This window comes from Enterococcus sp. AZ126 (genome assembly GCF_051714545.1).
Lineage (GTDB): Bacteria > Bacillota > Bacilli > Lactobacillales > Enterococcaceae > Enterococcus_L.
This window is the reverse complement of record NZ_JBIOSB010000001.1, coordinates 706,366-733,341: the sequence shown is the minus strand read 5'-3', so window position 1 is coordinate 733,341 and position 26,976 is coordinate 706,366. Positions and strand designations below refer to the sequence as shown.

Sequence of the window (26,976 nt, the reverse complement as noted above, 5' to 3'; positions counted from 1 at the left end):
TACGTGTGGTTAAGAAATAGAAGCCTTTTAAGCTTCTGGCAAGTTTGTTGGAAAAGAGGTGAAATAATTTGGAAGAGAAGACATTACTCTTCAAGATTGGGCCAATTTGGTTTGATGGAACGATTTGCTTGATGGTTCTGTTATCCTGTGTCGTTGTCTTCGGGATAGTATATTTCTGCACAAGGAATCTCAAACTGAAACCTAAAGGCAAACAAAATGTCATTGAGTATCTCATTGATTTTGTTCGGAGTATTATTACCGACAATATGCCAAGTAAAGAAGTAACAAATTTTCACCTGCTAGCATTCACGATGTTCATGTTTGTTTTAGTTGCGAACATTATTGGTTTAGTGACTAAAGTCGCTATTGGTGATTATACTTATTGGAAGAGCCCGACAGCTGATCCAATGGTTACATTAACTTTAGCTTTGATCATGATTGCTTTAACACATTTCTTTAGTGTTAGTCGTTTTGGTCTAAAAGGGTATTTCAAAAATAGTTTTTTAAGTCCAGTAGCTTTTCTAATGCCAATCAAGTTGATGGAAGAATTTACGAACCTGCTTACCTTGGCACTGCGTTTATATGGAAATATTTATGCGGGTGAAGTATTACTTGGACTGATTGCAGGACTTGTATCAAGTGTAGGACTTTGGACGATTCCACTTGCGATACCGCTTGAAATGATTTGGCTAGCCTTTTCATTATTTATAGGAGCAATTCAAGCATTTATATTTGTAACGTTATCAATGGTTTACATGGCTCACAAAGTTGAAGTCGAAGAATAAACAATAAATAAAAACAACTATTTCTTAGGAGGAAACAAAAATGGACGGATTAAATTATATCGCAGCAGCAATCGCAGTTTTTGGAGCAGCAGTCGGAGCAGCGTATGGTAACGGAAAAGTTATCTCTAAAACAATTGAATCAATGACACGCCAACCAGAAATGGCTGGACAATTAAGAACAACAATGTTTATCGGGGTAGCCTTGATCGAAGCGGTTCCAATTCTAGGTGTAGTTATTGCATTGTTATTAGTGCTTAAATAATCTCTTTAGAAGGCAGGACGCTGAGTTTTTAAAACGCCACGCGTTGCTGCTTTCTTTGCTGCGAAACACTGCGACTGCCTCTGGCAGAGCAGATGTTGAGCAGTACTTGGCGAACGAAGAGAGAGAAGTAACCTATTAAAAGAAACATCAAGCTTCTCCAAAGCAAAGCAGACCGTCAAGAACATAAGCTTACTGTAAAGCTTTAACAAAAGAAAAGAGCAGATGTTGAGCAGTACTTGGCGAACGAAGAGAGAGAAGTAACCTATTAAAAGAAACATCAAGCTTCTCCAAAGCAAAGCAGACCGTCAAGAACACAAGCTTACTGTAAAGCTTTAACAAAACAAAAAAGCAGATGTTGAGCAGTACTTGGCGAACGAAGAGAGAAGTAACCTATTAATAGAAACATCAAACTTCACCCAATTAAGGTGACCAAACCATACAAAGAACCAATTAAACAACATCACCACAGAGAATTGCAGAGAAAGGAAGTTGAAACTTCATGCTAAATTATTTAGTAATTGGTGAAGCAGGACCAAGTACAACAATAGGTACGATGATTGTAGTAAGTGGTGCTTTTCTAATTTTGATGCTTCTAATCAAGAAATTCGCTTGGGAAGCAATCACTGATATGTTAAAAAAACGTGAAGATAAAATTGCCAATGATTTAGATTCTGCAGAGCAATCTCGAATAGCAGCTGCTAAATTACAAGAAGAACGTCAACAAAAATTGCTTTCTTCTAAATCTGAAGCAGCAGATATTATTAAACATGCGAAAGAGAATGGAGACCAAAATCGCCAAAAAATCTTAGCAGAAACAAATGATGAAGTTTCACGTTTACGAGAAAAAGCACGTCTTGATATTTCTCAAGAACATGAAGAAGCATTAGCATCTGTTAAAGATGAAGTAGCAAATTTGTCTCTTCAAATTGCAGAGAAAATATTAAACAAAGAATTGACTCCAGATGCACATGATTCATTGATCAATTCTTATATCGAAGGCTTAGGTAAGTCAAATGAAGTTAGATAAGTATACGGTAGGTAAACGCTACGGCAAAGCTTTGTTTGAATTGGCAATTGAAAACCAAGAAGCTGATAGCATTTATCAAGATTTGATCGCACTAAGAGAAATTTTTCATGATGTTCCCGACTTAGGTGAGATACTAAGTGATGCACGTTTGGAACCTTATGAAAAAGATGAAATCATGAAGCACTTAGTTAGTGATTATGAAGGTACGATGGAAAACTTTTTATATGTTGTTTATAATTACTCACGTATGAATGATTTATTATTGATGATTGATGAATATGAAAGACGTTACGATGAGCACAATAGTTTGCTTTTAGGTACTGCTTCAACAGCTATTCCGTTGACCAAGGAACAACACCAATTAATGGAAGAAAAAGCAGCAAAACTTTTAGGCTATGAACGAGCTAATTTAATCAATTTAATCGACCCAGATATTGTTGGTGGTGTAATTATAGAAGCCAATTATAAAGTGATCGATGGTAGTATCCACAAACAGTTAGAACAAATCCAAGAATTGTTATTAAAATAACGTTCAGCACAATAAAGAGGTGAATTGAATGGCTATCAAAGCAGAAGAAATCAGTGCCTTGATTAAAGAACAAATCAAGAATTATCAACAAGAATTAGAAGTTGAAGAAATTGGGACTGTCACATATGTTGGAGATGGAATTGCTCGTGCCCATGGGTTAGAGAATGCAATGAGTGGAGAATTACTTGAATTTTCTAATGGTTCATATGGAATGGCGCAAAACTTAGAAATCAATGATGTCGGTATTATTATTTTAGGTGATTTTGAAACCATTCGAGAAGGCGATAAAGTTAAACGAACTGGTAAAATCATGGAAGTTCCTGTAGGTGAAGCAATGATCGGCCGTGTCGTTAATCCATTAGGTCAACCAATTGATGGATTAGGCGAAATTAAAACCGATAAAACGCGTCCGGTTGAAGCAGCAGCTCCAGGTGTTATGCAAAGAAAATCAGTTGATCAACCAATGCAGACGGGGCTTAAAGCAATCGACGCATTGGTACCAATCGGTCGTGGTCAACGTGAATTAGTAATCGGTGACCGTAAAACAGGTAAAACGTCGATTGCGATTGATACGATTATCAATCAAAAAGGGCAAGATGTCATTTGTATTTATGTTGCTATCGGCCAAAAAGAATCAACAGTTCGTAACCAAGTTGAAACGTTAAGAGCTTATGGTGCATTAGATTATACGATTATCGTAAACGCAGGTGCGTCTCAACCAGCGCCATTATTATATATTGCGCCTTATGCTGGAGCTGCTATGGGTGAAGAATTCATGTATAACGGCAAACATGTTTTGATTATTTTTGATGATTTATCAAAACAAGCTGTAGCTTATCGTGAACTTTCATTACTTTTACGTCGTCCTCCAGGTCGCGAAGCTTATCCGGGTGACGTATTTTATCTACATTCACGTCTATTAGAACGTGCGGCAAAATTAAGTGACGAATTAGGCGGCGGTTCAATGACTGCCTTACCATTTGTTGAGACACAAGCCGGAGACATTTCTGCTTATATCCCAACAAACGTTATTTCAATCACTGACGGACAAATTTTCTTAGAAAGCGATTTGTTCTATGCAGGCACGCGTCCAGCCGTTGATGCCGGTCTTTCTGTATCACGTGTTGGGGGTTCAGCACAAATCAAAGCAATGAAAAAAGTAGCCGGTACCCTTCGTTTAGATCTGGCAAGCTACCGTGAATTAGAAGCCTTCACTCAATTTGGTTCTGATTTAGATGCGGCAACGCAAGCAAAATTAAATCGTGGTCGTCGTACCGTTGAAATTTTAAAACAAAAATTACATGCACCACTAGCAGTAGAAAAACAAGTTGTTATTTTATATGCTTTGACACACGGATTTTTGGATAGTATCAGTGTTGCAAAAATTCTAGATTTTGAATCAGAACTATTTGACTATTTAGATGGAAAGCATCCTGAACTTTTTGAAACGATCCGTACAACAAAAGATTTACCTAAATCAGAAGATTTAGATGCAGCAATCAATGAATTCAAAGAAATTTTTTGTGCTGCTAATTCAGAAGGATTAACAACTAAAGATACACTTGAATCAATTCAAAATGCGTAAGAGAGGTGACAAGAATTGGGTGCTTCATTAAATGAGATCAAACAACGCATTGCTTCAACGAAAAAAACCAGCCAAATTACCAATGCTATGCAGATGGTTTCTGGCGCTAAACTGACGAAATCAGAAGCGGCTTCTAGAAGTTTTCAAGAATATGCGTCAAAAATCCGTTCTATCGTTACGCATCTTGTTGCAGCTCAGCTAAGTGATCTAGAAGTGTTGGATTCATATGATCATGAAGGAGTATCCGAAACGGATAACTATCATATGATGCTGACATCACGTCCAGTGAAAAAAACGGGTTATATCGTCATCACCTCTGATAAAGGATTGGTCGGTGGCTATAACAGTTCAATCTTGAAACAAACGATGAAAATGATGGCAGATGATCATAAATCTCAAGATGAGTATGTTTTGATTGCTATCGGCGGAACGGGCGCAGATTTTTTTAAAGCCCGTGGAATAAATGTAGCATATGAACTTCGTGGCCTAAGTGATCAGCCTAGTTTTGATGAAGTTAGAAAAATCGTTTCGACAGCGACTTCAATGTACGAAAATGAAGTGTTTGACGAATTGTTCGTTTGTTACAATCACCATATCAATTCATTGACGAGTCAATTTCGAGTAGAGCAGATGCTTCCAATTTCAGATTTAGATCCTGAAGAAGCAACAACATATGAGCAAGAATATATTCTAGAACCTTCTGAGGAAGCTATCTTAGATAATTTGTTGCCTCAATATGCCGAAAGTTTGATTTATGGTGCTATTATCGATGCAAAAACAGCAGAACATGCTGCTGGGATGACAGCGATGAAGACAGCCACTGATAATGCACAAAATATTATTAGTGATTTGACGATTTCATACAACCGCGCTCGTCAAGGTGCGATCACACAAGAAATCACAGAAATCGTAGCTGGTGCAGCGGCATTAGAGTAATAATCAAGATTCAAGTCAGCTTGGCTTGAAGTCTTTACTAAGTAATAGAGAAGACAGGTTTTTATTACGACCTCGTTAGGTATAAAACTGTCGAGCGCTCGATAGTTTTATAGCCTCTTCAAACGAAACGGAGGAAACAGACATGAGTTCAGGAAAGATTGTTGAAGTAATCGGTCCCGTTGTTGACGTGGAATTTTCACTAGATCAATCCTTACCAGATATAAATAATGCATTAGTCGTATACAAAAATGGCGAAGAAAAACAAAAAGTCGTGCTGGAAGTAGCATTAGAATTAGGCGACGGCGTTATTCGTTCGATCGCAATGGAGTCTACAGATGGTCTTCAGCGTGGAATGGAAGTTATCGATACCGGAAAACCAATTTCGGTTCCTGTTGGAAAAGAAACTTTAGGCCGTGTATTCAACGTTTTAGGCGATACAATCGACTTGGAAGAACCATTCCCAGAAGATGCAATACGTAGCGGCATTCATAAAAAAGCCCCTGATTTTGCAGATTTAAGCACAAGCAACGAAATTTTAGAAACGGGTATCAAAGTTATAGATTTACTAGCCCCTTATTTAAAAGGTGGTAAAGTTGGACTATTCGGTGGTGCCGGTGTTGGTAAAACCGTTTTAATTCAAGAATTGATTCATAATATTGCTCAAGAACATGGTGGTATTTCTGTGTTTACTGGTGTTGGTGAACGAACACGTGAAGGAAATGACCTTTATTTTGAAATGAAAGACTCTGGTGTTATTGAAAAAACAGCTATGGTTTTCGGTCAAATGAATGAACCGCCTGGTGCGCGTATGCGTGTGGCGTTGACTGGTTTGACGATTGCGGAATATTTCCGTGATGTTGAAGGTCAAGATGTGCTATTATTTATCGATAATATTTTCCGTTTCACACAAGCAGGTTCTGAAGTTTCAGCTTTACTAGGTCGGATGCCTTCAGCCGTTGGTTATCAGCCGACACTTGCTACTGAAATGGGACAATTGCAAGAACGTATCACTTCTACCAAAAAAGGCTCGATCACATCGATTCAAGCAATCTATGTACCAGCCGATGACTATACTGATCCAGCGCCAGCAACAGCGTTTGCCCATCTAGATGCAACAACTAACTTAGAACGTCGTTTAACGGAAATGGGTATCTATCCAGCCGTGGATCCGCTGGCTTCATCTTCTAGTGCTTTAGCGCCAGAAGTCGTAGGCGACGAACATTATGCCGTTGCAACAGAAGTCCAACATGTATTGCAACGTTACCGTGAGTTGCAAGATATCATTGCAATTTTAGGGATGGATGAGTTATCTGACCAAGAAAAAATCTTGGTTGGTCGTGCTCGCCGTATTCAATTTTTCTTATCACAAAACTTTAATGTAGCAGAACAATTTACAGGACAACCAGGTTCTTACGTTCCTGTTGCTGATACAGTTAAAGGGTTTAGAGAAATCCTTGATGGAAAATACGATGATCTGCCAGAAGAAGCATTCCGTAGTGTCGGGAGAATCGAAGACGCTGTCGAAAAAGCAAAAACGTTGAACTACTAAATAAGGAGGAGACACAAAAATGGATTATTTAACTGTCAATGTGGTTACTCCTAATGGGTTAGTCTATGATCATCATGCAACTATCGTTGTTGCAAAAACAACAGATGGCGAAATAGGTATCTTACCTAAACATGCACCGATCATTGTTCCTTTAGCAATAGATGAAGTTCGTGTAAAAAGAATCGACACGAATGAACATACCGATTGGATTGCTGTGAACGGTGGTATTATGGAGGTCCGTGATAATGTTGTGTCAATCATTGCTGATAGTGCAGAACGTGAACGAGATATCGATGTAAGCCGCGCAGAACGTGCTAAGAAACGAGCTGAACGCATGATTGAAAAAGCGAAAGAAAATGAAAACTCTGATGAATTACGTCGTGCAACAGTCGCACTTCATCGAGCAATCAATCGAATCAACGTGTCAAAACATACGTAAAATAGTGGAGGGTGAGACAAAAGTAAAAAATACTTTTGTCTTAAACTCTATCTTTTATTGTAAGTCAAATCAGTATACATATATTAATTTTATGAGAATCGAGAATCTTTATTTTTTGTTTGAGACAATCTATGATAAACTATCTTTATGCAATTATGTATGTGGCTTTAGAAATAAGTCAGTTGTGACTAAATTAGCCCATTACGCTTTTAAATTAAGGAGATCAATTTATGCAATTTTTTGGTATTGATGCATTAGTTCGAATCATCAGTCATATAATGTTTATATACGTTAGTTTTTGGGCGATGCAATCTATTCGAGTAGAGCAATTTTTTAAGATACATCAAACCTCTCAAGTTCGCTTATTGATTGTTCTTTTTTCAATTGTTATTGGTTTCACTGCAAGTTCATTTTTCTTAGAGTTTCTTGCATTGTGCCGTAACTTATTTATTGTATTTTTCCCATAAGGATGATGAATAAAAAGAAAAGATACTATTTGTTGGTAATTAGTGGTATAATAGAAAAGATTTTGGAGCGAAGCATCCAATTCTAACTTTTTTGGGGGGAACAAAATGGAACAGATCATTGTTCATGGTGGTAACCAATTAAAAGGAACTGTGAAAATCGAAGGGGCTAAAAATGCAGTATTGCCAATTTTAGCAGCAACCCTTTTAGCAGAAGAAGGAACAACAACATTAAATAATGTACCAATTCTTTCAGACGTTTTTACAATGAACCAAGTAATCAAACACTTAAATGTAGATATTGAATTTAATGAAGAAGAAAACCAAGTCACAATAGATGCAACACAACCTTTAGGCATCGAAGCAAATTACGAGTATGTCAGCCAAATGAGAGCATCAATCGTTGTTATGGGTCCTCTATTAGCGCGTAATGGTCATGCAAAAGTTGCGATGCCTGGTGGCTGTGCAATTGGCAAACGTCCAATTGACTTACACTTAAAAGGCTTCCAAGCATTAGGTGCTAAAATCATTCAAAAAAATGGCTATATTGAAGCCATCGCCGATGAATTGATCGGAAATACGATTTATTTAGACTTTCCAAGCGTAGGTGCTACTCAAAATATCATGATGGCGGCAGTTAAAGCTAAAGGTATGACAGTAATTGAAAACGTTGCTAGAGAACCTGAAATCGTTGATTTAGCTAATGTCCTTAACAAGATGGGTGCTAAAATCGTCGGAGCTGGTACTGAAATGATGCGTATCGAAGGAGTGGAAAAACTTCATGCAGTTGAACATTCGATTGTTCAAGACCGTATTGAAGCAGGAACATTCATGGTTGCAGCTGCAATGACTGAAGGAGATGTTCTGATCGAAGAAGCAATTCCAGAACATAATCGTCCGCTTATTTCTAAATTGACTGAAATGGGTGCTGTGATTCGTGAAGAAAGAGGCGGTTTACGTGTTGTTGGACCTAAAGTGATCAAACCAACTGATGTCAAAACAATGCCGCATCCTGGTTTTCCAACGGATATGCAAGCTCAAATGACTGCGATCCAAATGGTGGCAGATGGTTCAAGTGTTGTAACTGAGACTGTCTTTGAAAATCGTTTCCAACATTTAGAAGAGATGCAACGAATGAATGCCGATGTAAAAATGGATGGTAATATTGCTATTATCAATGGTAGTCAAGCATTGCAAGGTGCTGCTGTAGAAGCAACAGATTTACGCGCTGCTGCTGCATTGATCTTAGTTGGATTACGTGCCCAAGGTATAACTCGTGTATCACACTTAGAATATTTAGATCGCGGCTACTATAAATTCCATAAAAAACTTCAAAAATTAGGAGCTAAAGTGGAACGAGTAAACGACGAAAAAGCGACAGAAAAGAAAATGTCAACAGTTAGCTAAAAGGGGAAGTAGATATGAGTTCGACACGCTATATTATAGTGACTTTGTTGAAAGTTTTAGTAGTGATTGCCTTAGTGATTATTTTATTTGTTGCCGGAACAATGATCGGTTATGGAGTAATTGGTGGAGGAAATCCAAAAGATGTGTTCAAAGAAGAAATTTGGACTCATATTCTAGACTTTTTTAAATAAGTGTTTAGTGTAAAAATAATCCAAACTGTATTTCTGTTTGGATTATTTTTTTTATTCATTTTTATATTTGTAGTTGTTACTATTCTGTAATCTAATGTTTCTTGTAATAAAAAAATTGAAAGAATGTAAAATAAAAATGAAATTTTCTTTTTATTTCCAATGTAACAATCCTTAGAATGGTTTCTAACAGTCTGTAACGTAGTTTTAATTAAATGGTAACCATTGAACATTCGTGGCGTGATATGATAACTTTCGTACGAATTTTAGGGGGAAACCATTTAATGAAGAGAAAATGGACGGCCATTTTAGTTATTGTTACTTGTTTTATTACAGGATCAATAATACCAGTATATGCAGCAGAACATAAAAACAGTGATAGTAAGGGATTAAGTAACTATAAGGTTGTATCTGAAAAAACTGCACAAAATTTATCAAGCTCGCTGATTTATTCAGTAACGGAAAATGAAGCCTTTAAACAAGTAAAAACTGATATTTTAAATAAAGAAATAGAAAAAGAAGAAAAAGAAAAAATTGAAAAAGCCAAAGAAAAAGAGCAAACAATGATGATGGAAGCAACAGCTTATTCCTGTAATGAGGGATTTATTGGTGGAGGGAATTTGACCGCAATGGGACAAGATCTATATGTAGATCCGATGGCTATCGCTGTTGATCCTAGTGTAATTCCGTTAGGTACGAAATTATATGTTGAAGGATATGGAGAAGCAATTGCCAGCGATACAGGTGGTGCAATAAAAGGAAACATTATCGATCTTCATTTCTCAGACGTCTCTCAGTGTATTAATTGGGGGAGGAGACAAGTTTCTGTAACGATATTAGGATAATTAGTGAATGAAGACGATATATTTTTTATAAGCGACAAGATGAACAAGATGCTTGAATTTCTTGTTCGTCTTTTTTGTAGCTTACAAAGTCCACATTATCAACTAAGAAAAAAAGTTATATGTTATAATAAAGAGTGAATAATTGCAGAAGGAGCGATAAGTATATGAAAGCAATAGTTACTGAAATTGGTGCTCGAGCATTAGACGAAAAAGAACCAATGATCATACTTTTTGGTGAGAGCGCCACAGAGGGGTTAAAAGAGTATTCTGTGATTCAAAAATTTCAAGAAAACCAATCTATAGAAATGAAACAAGGAGATCTATTAAAGATCGATGAACAAGAATATACGATTAATCACGTGGGGGCTTTTGCAAACGATAACTTAAATAGCATCGCACATGTGACTTTGGTTTTTGGTGATAGGCCTGCAGATGATGCAATTGTGAATGGCTTGTACCTTACTCCAGATGATTTTCCAATAATCAAGGTTGGATCAACAATAGAATATATATCACGTGGAGTGTGAGTGAATGGAACAAGAGAAAAATAAAGAGAAGCGACTTTCTTGGTTTTGGCGTTGGTTTTTAAATAATCAAGTCGTGACCACATTATTGATTGTTTTATTGAATTTGTTGATCCTATTCGTTTTTACGAAGGTTTCGTATTTATTTAAGCCACTTTGGCAGTTCATCGGTGTTGTTGGTCTACCGATGATCATGGCCGGCATTTTATATTACTTAATGAATCCAGTCGTCGATTATCTGGAAAAAAAACAAGTACCTCGCGTTTGGAGTATTATCGGCCTATTTATCATTGTGATTGCGTTGATCATCTGGGGACTTGTAGTGATCGTTCCGAAAATCCAAGAACAGACCATCAGTTTTGGGAATCATTTTCCTCAATATATTGATACGATCGATCAAAAAATGCAAGAGATTTTAAGCGATCCTTTTTTTGCCCAGTTTCGAACGCAGTTAGAAGATATGGGGGACAAGTTGAGTAGTTCATTAGGAGATATTATTCGTAATATTTCTACATTTACAGTACAAGGTTTGGGAAGTTTTGTTGGAGCGGTTGCAACAGTTGTAGTAGCAATCATCACAATGCCATTTATATTGTTCTATCTTTTAAAAGACGGTAAACAATTAGCTCCTTATTTGATGAAGTTTTTGCCGAATAAAATGCGCAAGCCTACGTTAAAAGTATTAGGAGAAGTCAATTCCCAAGTTTCTTCTTATATTCGTGGCCAATTAACTGTTGCTTTTGCCGTAGCAGTAATGTTTATTTTAGGCTTTTCCTTTATCGGTTTAGATTATGCTATTACCTTGGGGATTACAGCAGGTTTTCTGAATTTGATTCCGTATTTAGGCTCATTTCTAGCAATGGTACCAGCTGTCTTTTTGGGAATTGTGGGTGGTCCAGTCTTATTAGTTAAAGTATTAGTGGTGTTTGTTATCGAACAGACAATAGAAGGTCGTGTGATTTCACCGTTAGTGTTAGGGAGCCAATTAGATATTCATCCTGTGACGATTTTAGTTGTGCTGTTGACGTCTGGAAAGTTATTCGGTGTTGTGGGTGTCATTCTTGGTATTCCTGTTTACGCCGCAGTTAAGGTGCTAATTACACATATATTTGAATGGTATAAGGATGTTTCGAGTTTATACCACGAAGAAGAAGAACTACAAAAACCTGAATAAAAAAAGAGGTTGGAACAGATTATCTCCGAAAGGATTACTTCTGTTCCAACCGTTTATTCAGATTACTTAAGTCTAGGACATAACTCGTAAAGTTATGTCCTAGACTTTTTCGTATTCTTAAAATGTTTTTCCTAAATTTGTCGCTTGATCCATTGCTGCACCTAATAATTCTTCGGCTTTGTCAGGCTGATGATCGATTCCTTCGATAAATAATTGATCAACTTCAGCAACACCAATGAAGTTTAAAATTCCTTTAACATATTGAGAAGCAAAATCTTGTCCTTCATAAAAACCACCATTTGATTGAATGTGTAAGGCTTTTTTACCGTTAGTCAAAGGTTTAGGACCTTCTTCAGTATATTTAAACGTTTTTCCAGCAACGTTGATAGTATCAACCCATGCCTTTAAGCGCGTCGGAACATTTAAATTCCATAAAGCATTCGCGATAACTACTTTGTCAGCACCTAAGAATTGATCTGTCAATTCATTGAAACGTGCAATTTTTGTTTGTTGGCTTTCATTTAAAGCAGTAAAATCAGTACCAGTGCGTAGTGCACCCCATCCAGAAAGTAACTCTTCATCGATCTCAGGAACGAAATCGGCATAGACATCAAGAACATCGACCTCATCTGCTGGATTTTGAGCTTGATAACTTTCTAAAAAGGTTTCTAATGCGCGGACAGAGCGAGATTCCTCTTTAGTAAGTGGGTGTGCTTTAACAACAAGTAATTTTGACATATAAAATCTCCTTTGAATACCTAAGTATCATTATTTATAAACAAAAACTATTTTACTAATAAAAAGTAAGAAAAGCAATGTTTTTACTTAAATTCTATAAAAAAAACAACTATTCAACTATTGAATACCTGTTTTTTCCAACTAAGAAGCAGTTGATAGTTGCTTCATTCCACCAATCACGTGGACAGCATGAAAACCTTTAGAGGCCATAAATGACGCAATGATTTCAGAACGGCGTCCGCTATAACTAATGATATGATAGGTTTTTTCTTTATTTAACTGTTTTAACATATTTGGCAAGATAGTTGCGGGTAATGAAATAGAGTGCGCTAGATGTCCTAGCAGAAAACTTTCAGTTTCACGAATATCAATGACATTAAGATTATTTTTAGTGTAAAGTGTTTCAAAATCGGGTGTAGAAATTGATTCAAACATGGAATTCATCCTTTGAAAATTTATTATTTATAAACTATTGGGAAGATTGTACCTCTTTTACAGAAAGTTTGCAATCTGACTTTGCTAATTCTTAATCATTGCCCAGAGGATAATTTTATTTGTTTTTTTGAAAAGGGTTGCAAATGAATAAAAATAATGGTATGCTGTGCATGTAATAAGGATTGTTACTGTTCGGCAGGCAAAACCTGAATCTTCCATACCATTTTATTTTGGACGGATTCTAGGTTTTTTTCATTTGTATTTGTAAAAGTGAGGTTCATCATGTATATTGAAAAAATTTTAAACAACAATGTCGTCATGACAAAAAATGAATCAGGTGAAGAGATTGTCTGTATGGGTCGAGGACTTGCATTTCAGAAAAAAATTGGTGATTTGATCGATCCAACGTTCATTGAAAAAGAATTTGTTCTAAAAGACTCTATCACTTCAGGACAGTTTCAGCAGTTGTTTGCGGATATTCCGTTAGAAGAGGTAGATATTGTTAAAAAAATCGTGGACATGGCCGAAGAGGATTTAGGAATCGAACTTTCATCTAACATCTACTTAACGTTGACTGATCACGTGCATTACGCCATTATGAGAGCCAAAGAAGGGCTTGAAATGCCCAATCCATTGATGTTTGAAACGAAAAAGTTTTATCCTAAAGAATATGCTATAGCTCGAAAAGGCGTAGCGTTGATCAAGGAAAAACTGAACATTGATTTTTCGGAAAGTGAAGCAGGTTTTATCGCATTTCACATTGTCAACAGTGAACAGGCCAATGGCAATATGGAAGTGACGATGTCTGCTACTGAGATGGTGCGAGATATCTTAACGATCATCAGCCGTTATTTCGGTAAGCTATTTGATGAAGATTCATTGAATTATCAAAGGATCGTGACACATTTGCAATATTTTGCCCAACGTTATCTACAAAATGAAGCACACGATGAAGAAGATGATTTTCTTTACGAGTTGATTCAAAGTAAGTATCCTAAAGCATTTCAATCAGTTCAAAGGATCGATGATTATCTAGTTAAAAAATACCAAAAACCGATCGATAAAGCAGAACAGATTTATTTGACTATTCATATTCAGCGAGTAGCTGGAGAGAAAAAAATGTAGTATTTAAATTATCTATCAAAAATTTAATTTTCAATCGAAGCGGATTGTTACTGTTTAGCAGGCAAAACCTAGATTGAAAAAACAAACGATTGATCTATATTTATTTTTTAAGTATAGAAAATCATTGTTTTTTCAGTTTAGGTTTTTTTATATATAAAATTAAGGAAAAGGGGTATATAAAATGAGTAAAAATCAAGAAATTGCTGAGCGTGTCTTATCGCTTGTCGGTGGAGAAGAGAATGTGAATAGCGTCGTCCATTGTGCGACTCGACTACGTTTCAAATTAAAAAATGAGGGCAAGGCAGATACTGAAAAACTGAATCAAGATCCAGATGTCATTCAAGTAGTTCAAAGCGGTGGTCAATATCAAGTCGTGATTGGCAGCCATGTTAGTGATGTTTATAAAGAATTGATGGCACATAGTGGTTTAGGCGATGATGATTCTGCAAAAGATGAAGGACCTAAAGGCAATATTTTTAATCAGTTAATCGATATTATTTCTTCTATATTCACACCTTTCTTAGGTGCAATGGCAGGAGCTGGGGTTTTAAAAGGTTTTTTAACGCTGGCTGTTACATTAGATTGGCTAACTGCTGAATCTGGTGTTTATGTTGTTCTTTTTGCAATAGCAGACGGGATTTTCACGTTCCTACCGATTCTTTTAGCTTTTACTGCAGCGAAAAAATTCAAAACAAATGAGTTTTTAGCTGTCTGTCTAGCAATGGCACTCGTTCATCCAAGTATAACGGCGCTAGCTGGACAAACGTTAAGTTTTGCTGGAATTCCAGTGATTATCGGAGCAAGCGCATACACGTCATCGGTTATTCCGATCATTTTAGCTGTATATGTTCAAAGTCATGTTGAACGTTTCTTTAAGAAAGTGATTCCTTCTTTCTTACAAATCATTTGTGTTCCTTTAGCTGTTTTTCTTGTAATGGCTCCAGTTACGTTTATTGCAATTGGCCCGATCGGAACGATTTTAGGTGATCTATTAGGAAAAGGATACGATAGCATTTATGGTGTTAGTCCGTTGATTGCTGGTGCAGTTATGGGAGGATTATGGCAAGTATTTGTAATGTTTGGAATGCATTGGGGCTTTGTTCCGATCATGTTATTAAATCTTTCAGCAGCAGGTGGTGGTGTAGATACAATGGCACCAATGCTTTTACCAGCTGTATTGTCACAAGGTGGAGCGGCGTTAGCAGTCTTCTTTATGACAAAAAATGTAAAACTGAAAGGTTTAGCATTATCTTCAACGATCACATCCATCTTTGGTATTACAGAACCAACGGTTTATGGTGTAACACTACCACTTAAAAGACCATTTATCGCTGCTTGTATTGGTGGTGCAGTCGGAGGTGCCTTTATTGGTTTCAGCCATGTTCAAAATTATGTATTTGGTTTGATTAGCTTATTGAGTTTACCAGGGTTCATTCCACAAGATACAAAAGATACATCGGGTCTTGTTGCAGCAGTTATAGGCACAGTGATCGCTTTTGTGATTGCCTTTGTTTTAACCTTTATTTTAAAATTCGATGATAAGCCAGAAGCCGGAAGCGAAACTTCAGTAAAAACGAACGGCACGAGCTCAGACGTACAAAATAGTCAAAAAAATGATAAAATTATTTTAACAAGTCCAATTACGGGAAAAATCATTCCTTTAGACAAGGTAGAAGATCAAGTATTCTCATCTGGTGCATTAGGTAAAGGAATCGCTATTGAGCCAACATTAGGGGAGCTTTATGCGCCAGCAGATGGAGAAATCACAACACTATTTCCAACTGGCCATGCGGTAGGTATCACCACAAAAGATGGTGCAGAAATCTTGATGCACATTGGTATGGACACTGTTGAAATGGATGGTGACGGATTTGAGATAAAAGTGAAACAAGGTGATAAAGTAAAACAAGGTGACTTATTGATTCAATTTGATATTGAAAAAATCAAAGCAGCAGGGCATCCGATTGTGACACCAGTTGTTGTTACAAATAGTGGTGATTATTTAGATGTATTGGACATGGATCAAGTCGATGTTTTACACGGAGAGGATTTCTTGGCAATTGTTCGTTGATCAAAAGAATCGATAACATTTCTATGATATCAAGCTATGTATCTAAAATTAGGAGGAATTGCAAATGTCAAACAAAACAACAGTATTTCCAAAGGGATTTTTATGGGGCGGTGCAACTGCAGCCAATCAATTAGAAGGTGCTTATCGTACGGACGGTAAAGGTTTGTCAGTAGCAGATGCAATGCCAGGAGGTAAACAACGTTTTCAAATCTTAGGGAGTGATACGTTTAATTGGGAAATCGATGAGGACAAATTCATTTATCCAAATCATCGCGGTATCGATCATTACAGTCGTTTTAAAGAAGATATTGCGTTATTTGCCAAAATGGGATTCAAATGTTATCGTTTCTCAATCGCTTGGGCTAGAATTTTCCCTAAAGGTGATGAAACGACACCAAATGAAGCTGGGTTGAAGTTTTATGACCAAGTGATCGACGAGTGTTTGAAACAGGGGATCGAACCTGTGATTACAATCTCACATTATGAAATGCCGTTACATTTAGCTAAAGAATACGGCGGTTGGAAAAATCGTAAAATGATCGACTTCTTTGAAAACTATGCAACAGTTGTCTTAACTCGTTATGGTAAAAAAGTGAAATATTGGATGACATTCAACGAAATCAATTCTGCCTTCCATTTCCCAGCGTTAAGTCAAGGAATGGTCAAATCAACTGGCGCTGATGATTATCAAAATATCTTCCAAGCATGGCATAACCAATTTGTAGCTAGCGCTAAAGCTGTTAAAATCGGTCATGAAATCAATCCAGATATGCAAATCGGTTGTATGATCATTTACGCAACAACATACAGTATTGATGCAAATCCAGTCAACCAAATGGCAACATTAGAACACAATCAAGAATTCAATTTCTATTGCACAGACGCTCAAGTGCGTGGTGAGTATCCAGCATATCAACAACGCATGTTTGATAAGTATGGCGTTTCTGAGTTAGAAATCGGAGCTGATGATTTAGAATTAATGAAAAAATATGCAGTCGATTATATTGGTTTTAGTTATTATATGTCTTCGGCCGTCAATGAAACTGCTGAAGAAGAAGATACTGTGACTGGAAACTTATTAGGCGGTGTACGCAATCCATTTTTAGAAGCAAGTGAATGGGGCTGGCAGATCGATCCTGAAGGATTGAGAATTGCGTTGAATGAATTATATGATCGCTATCAAAAACCATTATTCATCGTTGAAAATGGCTTAGGTGCAATCGATAAAGTTGATGAAAACTTTTATGTGGCAGATGACTACCGAATCGACTATTTACGCCGTCATATTGAAGCCATGTCAGATGCGATTAAAGATGGTGTGGATTTAATGGGTTACACACCTTGGGGTTGTATTGATTTAGTAAGTGCTTCAACAGGGGAAATGAGTAAACGTTATGGTTTTATCTATGTAGATTTAGATGATAACGGTGAAGGCACAATGAATCGTTATGAGAAAAAATCATTTAATTGGTACAAACAAGTAATTGAAACAAATGGCCAAGACTTGAAATAAAAAATAAACCAGAGCAGTAGATCAAAGAAGATTCTGATCTACTGCTCTGGTTATTTTACACGATAAAAGAGTTAGTCAAAGTCAAAAATAGTGATGGTTTTTTCAGAATAGACAGATGTTGAATTTACAATTCTCTCTTTGCAGTCTAATCATGATTTTTGAAGCCATCACTTACTTGTTGTATAGTGGGGGTGTGAGGAGGAATGACCAATGGAAAGAAAAAAATTAGAGCATCCATTTTTTGTCATTATAGGTCCGAGTGGTTCAGGAAAAACGAAAGTAGCAGAAGCCGTTTTTAATTCAAAATATAAAGTAATTTCACATACAACACGTTCAATTCGCAAGGAAGAAAAAGACGGTTTAGATTATTATTTTGAAACAAAAGAACAATTTGAACAGCTTGTAGATAAAGGAGCATTAGCAGAACATGATACGTATCATGGCAATCAATATGGTGTTGGAATCGCAGAGTTGATTCAAAAAACGACGGATCATTATGCATATGATGTTTTAACGATCAAAGGCTTTCAAGAAATCGAAAAACAATTTGGCAACATGGTTATTCCAATTTTTTTAGAGGTATCTAAAAATAATGTATTAGTAAGATTACAGACAAGAGAAGACGACGAAGTGATCATCACACAGCGCGGTGCATTATACGATCAAGAAATTCAGAATAAAAATAAAGTGATCACGTATCCGAACAGCTATATAATCAATGCAAATCAATCATTTGAAAACGTTGTCGCCGAGGTAAAAAATGTAGTAATGAACGTATTAAATGTAAGCTAAGATGAAATCATTCGTTTTTCTAACGATTTTCATCTAATGAATTATTTGTAAAAAGATACATTTCAGCACATTCAATCTAAGTTCTCTTGCTTTTTTATTCCATGGTGCTATAATGACAAAGTGCCATATGACACCTTGTCATATGCTGAGCTGTGATATAAGAAAGGGATGTAATAAATGCCAAAAAAGACTTTTTTTCATTTATCAGAGGAGAAACAACATAGACTTTTGGAAGCAGCATCAATAGAATTTTCTAGAACCCCTTTGAAAGAAGCATCAATTGCCAATATCGTAAAATTAGCTGAGATACCAAGAGGTAGTTTTTATCAATATTTTGAAGATAAGGAAGATTTGTATTATTACTATTTTGAATCATTAAGACAAGATAGTAAAAAAAATATTGAAAAATGTATCAAAGAGGCAAATGGTGATTTGTTTGATGGGATGACCACGTATTTTTCGAAAATGATTTTTGAAGTATTGACTGGGGAACATGCCCCATTTTATCAAAATCTTTTTATGAATATGGATGATCAAGCCTATAGCCGAGTTTCTCCTAAATTCAGCACAAATGGTAAAAAGGATGAACAGTGGCAAAAAAAATATCATGGCTATAAGATTTATAAAGCAATCAACTTTTCTAACTTAACCATTCATAACGAAGTGGAATTTAAACTATTGATGCAAATGCTCATGAATAGCGTTTATTCTTCGATTGTAGAAGGATATCGACAACTTGAAAAAAATTCTCAATATGATATTGAACAAATCATTAAAAACTTTAAAATAAAATTAAATTGGTTGAAAAATGGAGTGTATCAATAGCCAATATAAACAGCTTTTTTCACCTACTATTTGTGAAGAAAAGCCAAAGAATTAAATCGATTATTGCAAAGTCTAGAGAAAACTCCCTCTAGGCTTTTCTTTTTGGCTGAAAAAGAACAATTCAAAACATAAAGAGCTTCTTAGAGTACTAACTCTATCTATAGACGTTTCACAGGGAAAAGTTTTTACGTAACTTGAACATTCATGTGACTAGTCCAGTCCAATAAAACTGTCTAAATTTTTTTAAAATCCTGTTACTTATTTAGCTAGTATATTTTATAAAACATCCAGTCATATTGATCAGGATAAGTTTATATAAAAGTAATCAAGAATATTCTGAGCGCTTGGAAATAAAAATTGTGACGAGAGAATAAAATGCGTACACATCACTCTACGAGCGATCCGAATAAATGGTTGGAGCAAAAGCAAATCCTTCGGACATAAACGCTTCTGTCCCGCCCAATTTTTGCTGTGGAGAAATCAATAATGAAAGAATAAAACAAGTTTTAAAAAACTGAATATTCTGATAATTACAAAAATGTAACTTGTATGACAAACCGGATAATGGTTAAATGAAAGAGTAAGATAACAAAGTTAGTAAAAATCATAACTAAAAAATTGAGATAGGAGAAGAGTGATGAAGAAAAAAACAATGATCATTATAGGAATTGTTGTATTGCTACTAATCGGTATTTTTTTTCTTCCAAGTTTATTAGGAGGGAAAAAAGAAGCTAAATCGAATGCAAAGCCAGTTGGGGAAGATTTAGGGATCGAGTATTTTGAAGTACCGGATATTGAACAGGTATATATTAACGGTGTTGTACAACCGGAACAAGCTGAAGCATTTTCTAAAGATACAAAAATGACTAGCACTCCTGAAATAAAAGTAAAAAATGGAGATGTTGTGGAATCTGGAACAGAACTATTCACGTATGAAGATAAAGAAATAACAAAAGAAATCGAAGCTCAAAATAATACATTAAGTAAATTAGCAACAAAAAAACAAAATATCTATAATAAATGGAATCGAGCGATTGATAATTTTAATAAAACAAAAGAAGAAGATCGAACAACGACAGGTGTTGCTATTAATGAACAACACCAAGCAGAAATCGATAGTGTAGATGAAGAAATTTTATTCTCAAATCAAACGATTGCTGATTTATCAACGAATCAGTTTATCTCAACAAAAGCAAAATTCAAAGGGCGAGTATCAATCCCCGAAGTAAAAGACGAAAACGCACCAATTCTTCGTTTAACATCAGATGGTTTATATGTTGCTGGAAAAGTGAATGAAAAAGATTTATTGAAAATAGGTTTGGATCAAAAAGCGAATCTTTCAGTCGTTTCAAGTGGAACAACTGTCACAGGGAAAATTTCATACATTGATGATAATCCTCCAGAGGCCAAAGAAAATCAAAGTGACAGTAATAATACTGATGGATCGATGTCGACCTACAATGTTAAATTATCTCTAGATAGATTAGAGGGAATCAAAAATGGCTACCATATGCAGGCAACGATCAATTTAGGCGATAATAAACCAATCGAAGTGCCGAAAAAAGCGATTCATGATCAAGACGGGAAAAAATATGTATTAGTGAACGATTTTGGTTCAGTGATTCGCCGTGATGTTCAAATAGGTGAAGAAAAAGATGGAAATACGATCATCAATTCCGGTTTAGAGTCAGCAGATCGAATTATAGTTTCTTCTAAAAAACCAGTAAAAGAAGGCGATTTGGTAGGAGATGACAATACAGAATCTGATGAAGTAGTGGCTGAAGTTAAAGAATAGGAGGAGTATACATGATACAAGAAGAAAAAAGTCTACGCCCTCTTATTCAGATGCAAGCAATCAATAAATATTTTCCTGTTGGAAAAGAGAAATTGCACGTCTTAAAATCATTGGATCTTACGATCAATGAGGGCGAATTCATTATGATCATGGGAAAATCTGGAAGTGGAAAAACAACCTTGATGAACATCATCGGTTTTTTAGATCGTGTTTCTGATGGTAACTATCTTTTTAAAGAAGAGGATGTTTCCAAGCTGTCAGAAAATAAAAAATCAGAGTTTCGAAATGAATATCTTGGATTTATTTTTCAACAATTCTTTTTGATCAATTCCTTGAACGTTAGCCAAAATGTACAATTGCCATGCGTCTATGAAGGGAAGAAAAGTAATGAAGAAAAACGCAAAATTGCTGAAAAATATTTAGAGTTAGTCGGGTTAGGCGAAAAAACAAAAGCAAAAGTAAATGAATTGTCTGGTGGGCAACAGCAGCGTGTAGCAATCGCACGTTCTTTAGTTAATGATCCTCTTTTAATCATGGCAGATGAACCGACTGGCGCATTGGATAGTGAAACAGGAACGGAAATCATGGAGTTATTGACAGAGTTGAACCGTCAAGGCAAGACAATCGTGATGGTGACTCATGATAATGATATGAAAAAATATGCGACGCGCGTGATCCATATGAAAGATGGCCGTTTTCTTGAAGAAGAGGTGATTCGATGATCTCAAATCTACTGATCAGTACATTATTGAGTTTAAGAGCCCATAAACTCCGTGTTTTTCTGACGATGATCGGAATTATTATCGGAATTGCCTCGGTTGTAACCATTTCAACATTGGGAGAAGGCATGAAAAAAGAAGTGTTGTCTGCAACAAGTGCTATGAATACGAATGTAGTCAAGCTACATTATACTATGGAAGATGAAAGTCTTTCTGGCATGATGACTTACGAAAAACCAGATTATAGTTTTTCTAGAGTTGATATGAAAAAAGTCAGAAATGTCGATGGAGTAGAATCCGTTTATCCTCAGTATGGTGATGGAATGATGGGAGATAATTTGGGCATGGAGTTGGATTATTTTGGGGCTAAAGCAAGTCTAATGGTCACTTCTAATAAAGGAAACAACAAAATTAAATATGGACGAGATTTTGATGATCGGGATATCAATAAAGATGTAATCATTTTGAATCATGATATTTTTGAGCAAAGCTTGAAAATGGATGATCCTGGCGAACTGATTGGAAAAGCTGTTGCAATCAACGGGTATATGTATAAAGTGATTGGCATATTAGAACCATTTGATTATGAATCTTTAGGGAATTCCCAAGACATTTCTGTAGATTGGGATGCTGTGTCTAGTAGCTTTGTATCAAGAAGCTCATATAATAAACTGGCAACGTCAAAATCAATTAGCGGTATTAATTTCAAATTAAAAGAAGGGACTGACAAACAAACAGTTATTGCACAAGCAGTTAGTATTTTAAATGAAAGTCACCCAGATCTTAAAGGTACTTTTAAGGAAAATGATCAAGAACAAAAGAATCAAAAGCAAATGGAAGATGCAATTGGTGGGGTGACGATGTTCTTGATGGCGGTCACAGCAATTTCTCTTTTAGTAGGCGGTATTGGTGTGATGAATATCATGTACGTTTCTGTCACAGAAAGAAAACGAGAAATTGGTATTCGCAGAGCAATTGGGGCAAAACCTCGAATGATTCTGATGCAATTTTTATTGGAGGCAGCCTTTATAACGTTGCTGGGGGGATTGATCGGTGTTGGATTAGGATATCTTCTTTCAATATTAGTCGGTGGTTTGGTAAATATCGTTCCAGTTATGACACCATCAATTTTTACCATATCAACTGTAGTCTCCATTCTTACAGGAGTTATATTTGGGATCATTCCTGCTATCAGTGCATCAAGAATGGACCCGATCAAAGCTATCTACAATTAAGTGATAGATAAAATAGTAAAAAGGATGGAGTGGAGAGTCTTTGATTTAGAGAAATAAACAGGAGCTTGTATCTGTGTTTATTATTTATTCGTATCTAGGGTATGAGCTAAAAGTGATTTTTACTTTTGGCTCATACCCTTCTTTTGAGTGATGTAGTAGAAAAAACGATCTTTTTCTCAAAAACGTTCTCTACTTGCTAGGTGTTTAAAAGAGCATTTGCTTGCTGAATTCAGTTGAGATGTTTAGAATAAATAAAGAAGACATTCGAGGGGGAAGACGAATGGAGAATTTTGAATTATCAAAAGATGTGCAAGTGAAAACGGTTGCTATTCACATAGAAGATGTGGAAAAAATGGTTTGTTTTTACAAAAATGTATTGGGATTTATTTTAAAATTAGAAGAGAATAATCTTTCTATCTTTGGATCGCAAGCGAAAAATAGTCGATTATTGATATTAGAGGAAACTGATTCTGAAAGAGTAAAAACAAAGTTTGTTGAGAAATCCGCTTGTCTTTCTTTGCTGATTCCAACAAAGGAAGAATTTGGCAGTCTTTTAAGAAGAATAACAGCTCACAACTATCCTATCCTTAAATCGACACAAAAAGAATATAGAAGGAGTGTATTTTTAGAAGATCCAGAAGGAAATAAATTAGAGATCAGCTATCAAGGAGCATCAGACCAGTTTAAAGAAGAAATACTCGATATTCAATCCTTGGTAGATCAAAGCGATATTTTATATTCTAGCCTTTCAGCAGATGTGAGATTTGATTGCCTCAAATTATGTGTACAAGATAAAGCAGAGCATCATTCATTTTATGAAGATATTTTAGGAATGATTTCTGAAGGTAAAACGGCTGATACATTATCTTTAAATGATAAAAAATTTTGGATTCGTTTAGAGGATTCAAAAAAACAGGATAGACAAGTAGATACTTCTGAAGAAATACTAGGCTTAGATTTTTTTGTTGTGACAATAAATCATGAAGAAGAAATGAAAAAGCTGAAACAACATTTGGAGAAGCAGAAACAAGAATTTTTTGTTGATAAAAAGCTAACGATTTTAACGATATATGATCCTAGTGAAATTGAGTGGTGGTTCGTTAGAGATTAGAGAAATAAAAAAAGGGAAAAAACAATGAGGAAAATAAATCATGTATAAAAAAACAAAAGAAAAAATAAACGATTTCATTGATGAGGGGATTTTTCCTGGTGCCAGCTTTTCTTTCGTACTGGATGAAGGGACGGAAGACCACACATGGGGAAATGCTCAACTCTATCCTACAGTTGAACCCTTAAAGCCTTCGCTGCTTTTTGATGTTGCCTCGTTGACAAAGGTTGTTTGTACCACAACAGTCGTCTTACAGTTGATGGAAGCCGGAACAATCAACATTGATGCACCGTTTAAAAATTATTATGCGGCTTTTGAAGATGAAAAAATAACGATTCGCCATCTTTTGACACATACATCTGATATTCAAAGTTATATTGAAAATCGTGATGCATTATCAAAAGAGGAGTTAAAAGCAGCATACAATAAGGTTCAGGCAGGGACAGATTTAGGCCAAAAAGTGGCTTATACGGATACTGGAACTATTTTGCTTGGATTTATGCTAGAAAAACTATTTGATAAAGACGTCATTACGGTTTTTAAAGAGCGTGTTTTACAGCCGATGGATATGTCAGAAAGTCTTTTTTTACCTAAGGATCCTTCTACCATTATCCCGACTGAAAATCACCTGGTTCGTGGCTTGATTCGTGGACAAACGCATGATCCAAAAGCATTTATTTTAGCAGAGCATGCAGCCAATGCTGGTTTATTTACTAATTTGACTGATCTTAAAAAATTTACAGCTATGTACTTGAATGAAGGGCTATATAAAGAGAACCGAATATTAAAGAAAAATACAATTCACTCATTATTAATTGATCAAACACCTAATCAAAAAGGCCATCGCTCTTTAGGATGGGATTTGAAAACTGATTTGACGGGACAGTCGATTTTATTTCATACTGGTTATACAGGAACGTTTTTATTGATCGATCCTATTGGTAAGGAAGGATTTGTATTTCTTTCTAATCGAGTTCATCCAGTGGATAAAAGAGCAGAATATATCAAAAAAAGAGATGAACTCATCGAAACTTATTTAATAGAAAAAAATAACAAACAAAGATGAATCGCTTTCTTTTTAGTGGTATAATTGAGGAGTATAAATTTTGAAGGGAGTCTCTAAACTATGCAGCAACCTTTATTTTTAAAACCAGTATTTCAAGAAAAAATTTGGGGTGGCGATCGTTTACACACAGTATTCGGTTTTGATTTACCAAATAATAAGATTGGGGAAGACTGGGCGATTAGCGCACATCCTCATGGAGTTAGTACAGTAGAAAATGGTGAATTTTCAGGGAAAAAGTTAGATGAACTTTGGACAAATCATCGTGAATTATTCGGCAATGCTAAAGGGGAGGTTTTTCCTTTATTGACCAAAATTCTAGATGCTGAAGATGATCTATCTGTACAAGTTCATCCAGATGATGCGTATGGACTAGCACATGAAGGTGAACTTGGCAAAACGGAGTGTTGGTATATTATCGATGCTGAACCGGGTTCTACGATTATTTATGGACATAATGCGAAAAGCCGAGAAGAGCTTGAAGCAATGATCAAAGAAGAGCGCTGGGATGATTTGCTTAAGAAAGTTCCTGTAAAAAAGGGTGACTTTTTCTATGTGCCAAGCGGAACGATTCATGCGATTGGCAAAGGAATCATGATTTTAGAAACACAACAAAGCAGTGATACCACGTATCGTGTGTATGATTATGATAGAAAAGACGACCAAGGAAATGCTAGAGAGCTGCACATTCAACAATCTGTGGATGTAACAACAGTTCCGGCAAAAGAGGCACAATTATCAATTCAGCAACAAAATCAAGGGCAATCCAGCATTATTACGTATTTAAATACCCCGTTTTTCAATGTCTACGAATGGCAAGTCAATGGTGTATTGAACTTAAAGAAAAATGCACCGTATACATTAGCTACAGTTATTGAAGGTGTAGGTCAATTGGTTATTGAAGAGGTTGAAACTACGAAGACTGAAAGCTATGAACTAACAAAAGGTACCAGCTTTATTTTGCCAAATGATATCGCAAAATGGCGTGTTGAAGGTGATTTGACGATCATAGCTTCTGAGCCTGGAGTGGATGCATAAAACATAAAAAAAGGTCGGGATAGAAGCATCTGTTCGGATTACTTAAGGCTAGGATATAACTCGTAGAGTTATATCCTAGCCACTTTTTTTTCTTATTCTGCTGTCACCATTTCTTGAGGTAAATTGAAAGGCTCGTTATATTTTTTCTCTAACGCAGTTTTGATCAACCGAATGGATAGATTTTCATTGCGGGCAAGAATCGGTCCGTGAAAATAAGAACCAAAGACATTCTTGTAGATGACACCTTCAGAACCATCTTCACTGTTATTGCCTTTTCCTTTAACGACATTGCCTAAAGGACGTTCTCCTTTACCTAAAAAGGTTCGGCCATTATGATTTTCAAAACCATAATAGGTTTCATTAAATTCTTCATTATGAATCACGATATCACCAATATAACGGTTATTGTCTTGACTAAGTGTATAGTGATCCAAAGCGCCGATCCCATGGATTTTTTCACCTTTAGCACCCATGTAATAGTGACCTAGTAATTGAAACCCACCACAAATTGCTAGCATAACACCGTCGTTTTCAATGTATTCAGTCAAGGTATCTTTTTTTGTTTGGATATCATCTGAAATGATCAGCTGTTCAAAATCTTGGCCACCCCCAACAAATACTAAATCATATTTATTTGGATCAAACGGCTCATGAATGCTGATGATTTCAGAACGGAACGTTACATTCATTTTTTCGGCAAGGTATTTTAACATCAATAAGTTGCCGTTATCACCATAAGTATTCAATAAATTTCCATATAAATGACATACAACTAATTCTTTAGGCATTGTTTTTTACCTCATTT

28 protein-coding genes are annotated in these 26,976 nt (G+C 35.9%); 25 read left to right on the top strand and 3 right to left on the bottom strand.

Annotated elements, in window-relative coordinates; all coding sequences use genetic code 11:
- Positions 1-68 precede the first annotated feature (68 nt).
- The 14 genes from atpB to IGI43_RS03445 all read left to right on the top strand — a co-directional run bounded on the left by atpB (position 69) and on the right by IGI43_RS03445 (position 11,714).
- The gene (gene atpB / locus IGI43_RS03510) at positions 69-785 is read left to right on the top strand and encodes a F0F1 ATP synthase subunit A (protein WP_438756448.1); all 717 of its coding nucleotides are present in this window, start codon (positions 69-71) and stop codon (positions 783-785) included.
- A 40-nt stretch (positions 786-825) separates the two neighbouring features.
- Positions 826-1,047, top strand: a complete 222-nt coding sequence (gene atpE, locus IGI43_RS03505) for a F0F1 ATP synthase subunit C (RefSeq protein ID WP_069654656.1) — start codon at positions 826-828, stop codon at positions 1,045-1,047.
- Between the two features lie 499 nt (positions 1,048-1,546).
- Positions 1,547-2,074 carry a F0F1 ATP synthase subunit B gene (atpF, locus tag IGI43_RS03500; protein ID WP_438756447.1) on the top strand — a complete coding sequence of 176 codons (528 nt, stop codon included), beginning with the start codon at positions 1,547-1,549 and terminating at the stop codon, positions 2,072-2,074.
- A complete protein-coding gene (gene atpH / locus IGI43_RS03495; RefSeq protein ID WP_438756446.1) occupies positions 2,061-2,603 on the top strand; it encodes an ATP synthase F1 subunit delta in 543 nt (180 codons plus the stop codon). The genes atpF and atpH overlap by 14 nt, the downstream gene beginning before the upstream one ends.
- 28 nt (positions 2,604-2,631) lie before the next feature.
- Positions 2,632-4,188: a F0F1 ATP synthase subunit alpha gene (gene atpA, locus IGI43_RS03490; protein ID WP_438756445.1), complete on the top strand. Its 1,557-nt coding sequence runs from the start codon at positions 2,632-2,634 to the stop codon at positions 4,186-4,188.
- Between the two features lie 15 nt (positions 4,189-4,203).
- Complete coding sequence (locus IGI43_RS03485) at positions 4,204-5,124, top strand: F0F1 ATP synthase subunit gamma (RefSeq protein ID WP_438756444.1); 921 nt, start codon at positions 4,204-4,206, stop codon at positions 5,122-5,124.
- Positions 5,125-5,266: 142 nt separating this feature from the next.
- Positions 5,267-6,673, top strand: coding sequence for a F0F1 ATP synthase subunit beta (gene atpD, locus IGI43_RS03480; RefSeq protein ID WP_438756443.1), 1,407 nt, complete (start codon positions 5,267-5,269; stop codon positions 6,671-6,673).
- A 19-nt stretch (positions 6,674-6,692) separates the two neighbouring features.
- Positions 6,693-7,112, top strand: coding sequence for a F0F1 ATP synthase subunit epsilon (locus tag IGI43_RS03475; RefSeq protein WP_438756442.1), 420 nt, complete (start codon positions 6,693-6,695; stop codon positions 7,110-7,112).
- Positions 7,113-7,342: 230 nt separating this feature from the next.
- Positions 7,343-7,579, top strand: a complete 237-nt coding sequence (locus IGI43_RS03470; protein ID WP_438756441.1) for a DUF1146 family protein — start codon at positions 7,343-7,345, stop codon at positions 7,577-7,579.
- Positions 7,580-7,684: 105 nt separating this feature from the next.
- Positions 7,685-8,983, top strand: a complete 1,299-nt coding sequence (murA, locus tag IGI43_RS03465) for a UDP-N-acetylglucosamine 1-carboxyvinyltransferase (RefSeq protein ID WP_438756440.1) — start codon at positions 7,685-7,687, stop codon at positions 8,981-8,983.
- 14 nt (positions 8,984-8,997) lie between these two features.
- Entirely contained in the window at positions 8,998-9,174 is a 177-nt protein-coding gene (locus tag IGI43_RS03460; protein ID WP_069639825.1) for a DNA-directed RNA polymerase subunit beta, read from the top strand.
- A gap of 281 nt (positions 9,175-9,455) precedes the next feature.
- Entirely contained in the window at positions 9,456-10,016 is a 561-nt protein-coding gene (locus IGI43_RS03455; RefSeq protein ID WP_438756439.1) for a 3D domain-containing protein, read from the top strand.
- Between the two features lie 164 nt (positions 10,017-10,180).
- A complete protein-coding gene (locus IGI43_RS03450; protein ID WP_438756438.1) occupies positions 10,181-10,543 on the top strand; it encodes a PTS glucitol/sorbitol transporter subunit IIA in 363 nt (120 codons plus the stop codon).
- Between the two features lie 4 nt (positions 10,544-10,547).
- Entirely contained in the window at positions 10,548-11,714 is a 1,167-nt protein-coding gene (locus tag IGI43_RS03445; RefSeq protein ID WP_438756437.1) for an AI-2E family transporter, read from the top strand.
- 117 nt (positions 11,715-11,831) lie between these two features.
- On the opposite strand, the gene IGI43_RS03440 is transcribed toward IGI43_RS03445, so the two are convergent.
- Both IGI43_RS03440 and IGI43_RS03435 read right to left on the bottom strand, forming a co-directional pair.
- Positions 11,832-12,452, bottom strand: a complete 621-nt coding sequence (locus IGI43_RS03440) for an FMN-dependent NADH-azoreductase (protein ID WP_438756436.1) — start codon at positions 12,450-12,452, stop codon at positions 11,832-11,834.
- A 141-nt stretch (positions 12,453-12,593) separates the two neighbouring features.
- Positions 12,594-12,887 carry a rhodanese-like domain-containing protein gene (locus IGI43_RS03435; RefSeq protein WP_438756435.1) on the bottom strand — a complete coding sequence of 98 codons (294 nt, stop codon included), beginning with the start codon at positions 12,885-12,887 and terminating at the stop codon, positions 12,594-12,596.
- A gap of 282 nt (positions 12,888-13,169) precedes the next feature.
- On the opposite strand from IGI43_RS03435, the gene licT reads away from it, so the two are divergent.
- The 11 genes from licT to manA all read left to right on the top strand — a co-directional run bounded on the left by licT (position 13,170) and on the right by manA (position 26,171).
- The gene (licT, locus tag IGI43_RS03430; protein WP_438756434.1) at positions 13,170-14,012 is read left to right on the top strand and encodes a BglG family transcription antiterminator LicT; all 843 of its coding nucleotides are present in this window, start codon (positions 13,170-13,172) and stop codon (positions 14,010-14,012) included.
- Between the two features lie 181 nt (positions 14,013-14,193).
- Positions 14,194-16,083 carry a beta-glucoside-specific PTS transporter subunit IIABC gene (locus IGI43_RS03425; RefSeq protein WP_438756433.1) on the top strand — a complete coding sequence of 630 codons (1,890 nt, stop codon included), beginning with the start codon at positions 14,194-14,196 and terminating at the stop codon, positions 16,081-16,083.
- Positions 16,084-16,147: 64 nt separating this feature from the next.
- Positions 16,148-17,596, top strand: coding sequence for a glycoside hydrolase family 1 protein (locus IGI43_RS03420; protein WP_438756432.1), 1,449 nt, complete (start codon positions 16,148-16,150; stop codon positions 17,594-17,596).
- 210 nt (positions 17,597-17,806) lie between these two features.
- Entirely contained in the window at positions 17,807-18,388 is a 582-nt protein-coding gene (locus IGI43_RS03415) for a guanylate kinase (protein WP_438756431.1), read from the top strand.
- A gap of 177 nt (positions 18,389-18,565) precedes the next feature.
- Positions 18,566-19,213, top strand: coding sequence for a TetR/AcrR family transcriptional regulator (locus IGI43_RS03410; protein ID WP_438756430.1), 648 nt, complete (start codon positions 18,566-18,568; stop codon positions 19,211-19,213).
- Positions 19,214-19,850: 637 nt separating this feature from the next.
- Positions 19,851-21,008 carry an efflux RND transporter periplasmic adaptor subunit gene (locus IGI43_RS03405; protein ID WP_438756429.1) on the top strand — a complete coding sequence of 386 codons (1,158 nt, stop codon included), beginning with the start codon at positions 19,851-19,853 and terminating at the stop codon, positions 21,006-21,008.
- A gap of 11 nt (positions 21,009-21,019) precedes the next feature.
- A complete protein-coding gene (locus IGI43_RS03400) occupies positions 21,020-21,730 on the top strand; it encodes an ABC transporter ATP-binding protein (protein ID WP_438756428.1) in 711 nt (236 codons plus the stop codon).
- Positions 21,727-22,962, top strand: coding sequence for an ABC transporter permease (locus IGI43_RS03395; RefSeq protein WP_438756427.1), 1,236 nt, complete (start codon positions 21,727-21,729; stop codon positions 22,960-22,962). The genes IGI43_RS03400 and IGI43_RS03395 overlap by 4 nt, the downstream gene beginning before the upstream one ends.
- A gap of 280 nt (positions 22,963-23,242) precedes the next feature.
- Positions 23,243-24,073 (top strand): VOC family protein, encoded by an 831-nt coding sequence (locus IGI43_RS03390; protein ID WP_438756426.1) that lies wholly within the window; start codon positions 23,243-23,245, stop codon positions 24,071-24,073.
- 40 nt (positions 24,074-24,113) lie between these two features.
- Positions 24,114-25,136, top strand: coding sequence for a serine hydrolase domain-containing protein (locus IGI43_RS03385; RefSeq protein ID WP_438756425.1), 1,023 nt, complete (start codon positions 24,114-24,116; stop codon positions 25,134-25,136).
- A gap of 60 nt (positions 25,137-25,196) precedes the next feature.
- Positions 25,197-26,171, top strand: a complete 975-nt coding sequence (gene manA, locus IGI43_RS03380) for a mannose-6-phosphate isomerase, class I (RefSeq protein ID WP_438756424.1) — start codon at positions 25,197-25,199, stop codon at positions 26,169-26,171.
- A 92-nt stretch (positions 26,172-26,263) separates the two neighbouring features.
- On the opposite strand, the gene IGI43_RS03375 is transcribed toward manA, so the two are convergent.
- On the bottom strand, positions 26,264-26,959 hold the full coding sequence (locus IGI43_RS03375) for a type 1 glutamine amidotransferase (RefSeq protein WP_438756423.1): 696 nt from the start codon (positions 26,957-26,959) through the stop codon (positions 26,264-26,266).
- Positions 26,960-26,976 lie beyond the last annotated feature (17 nt).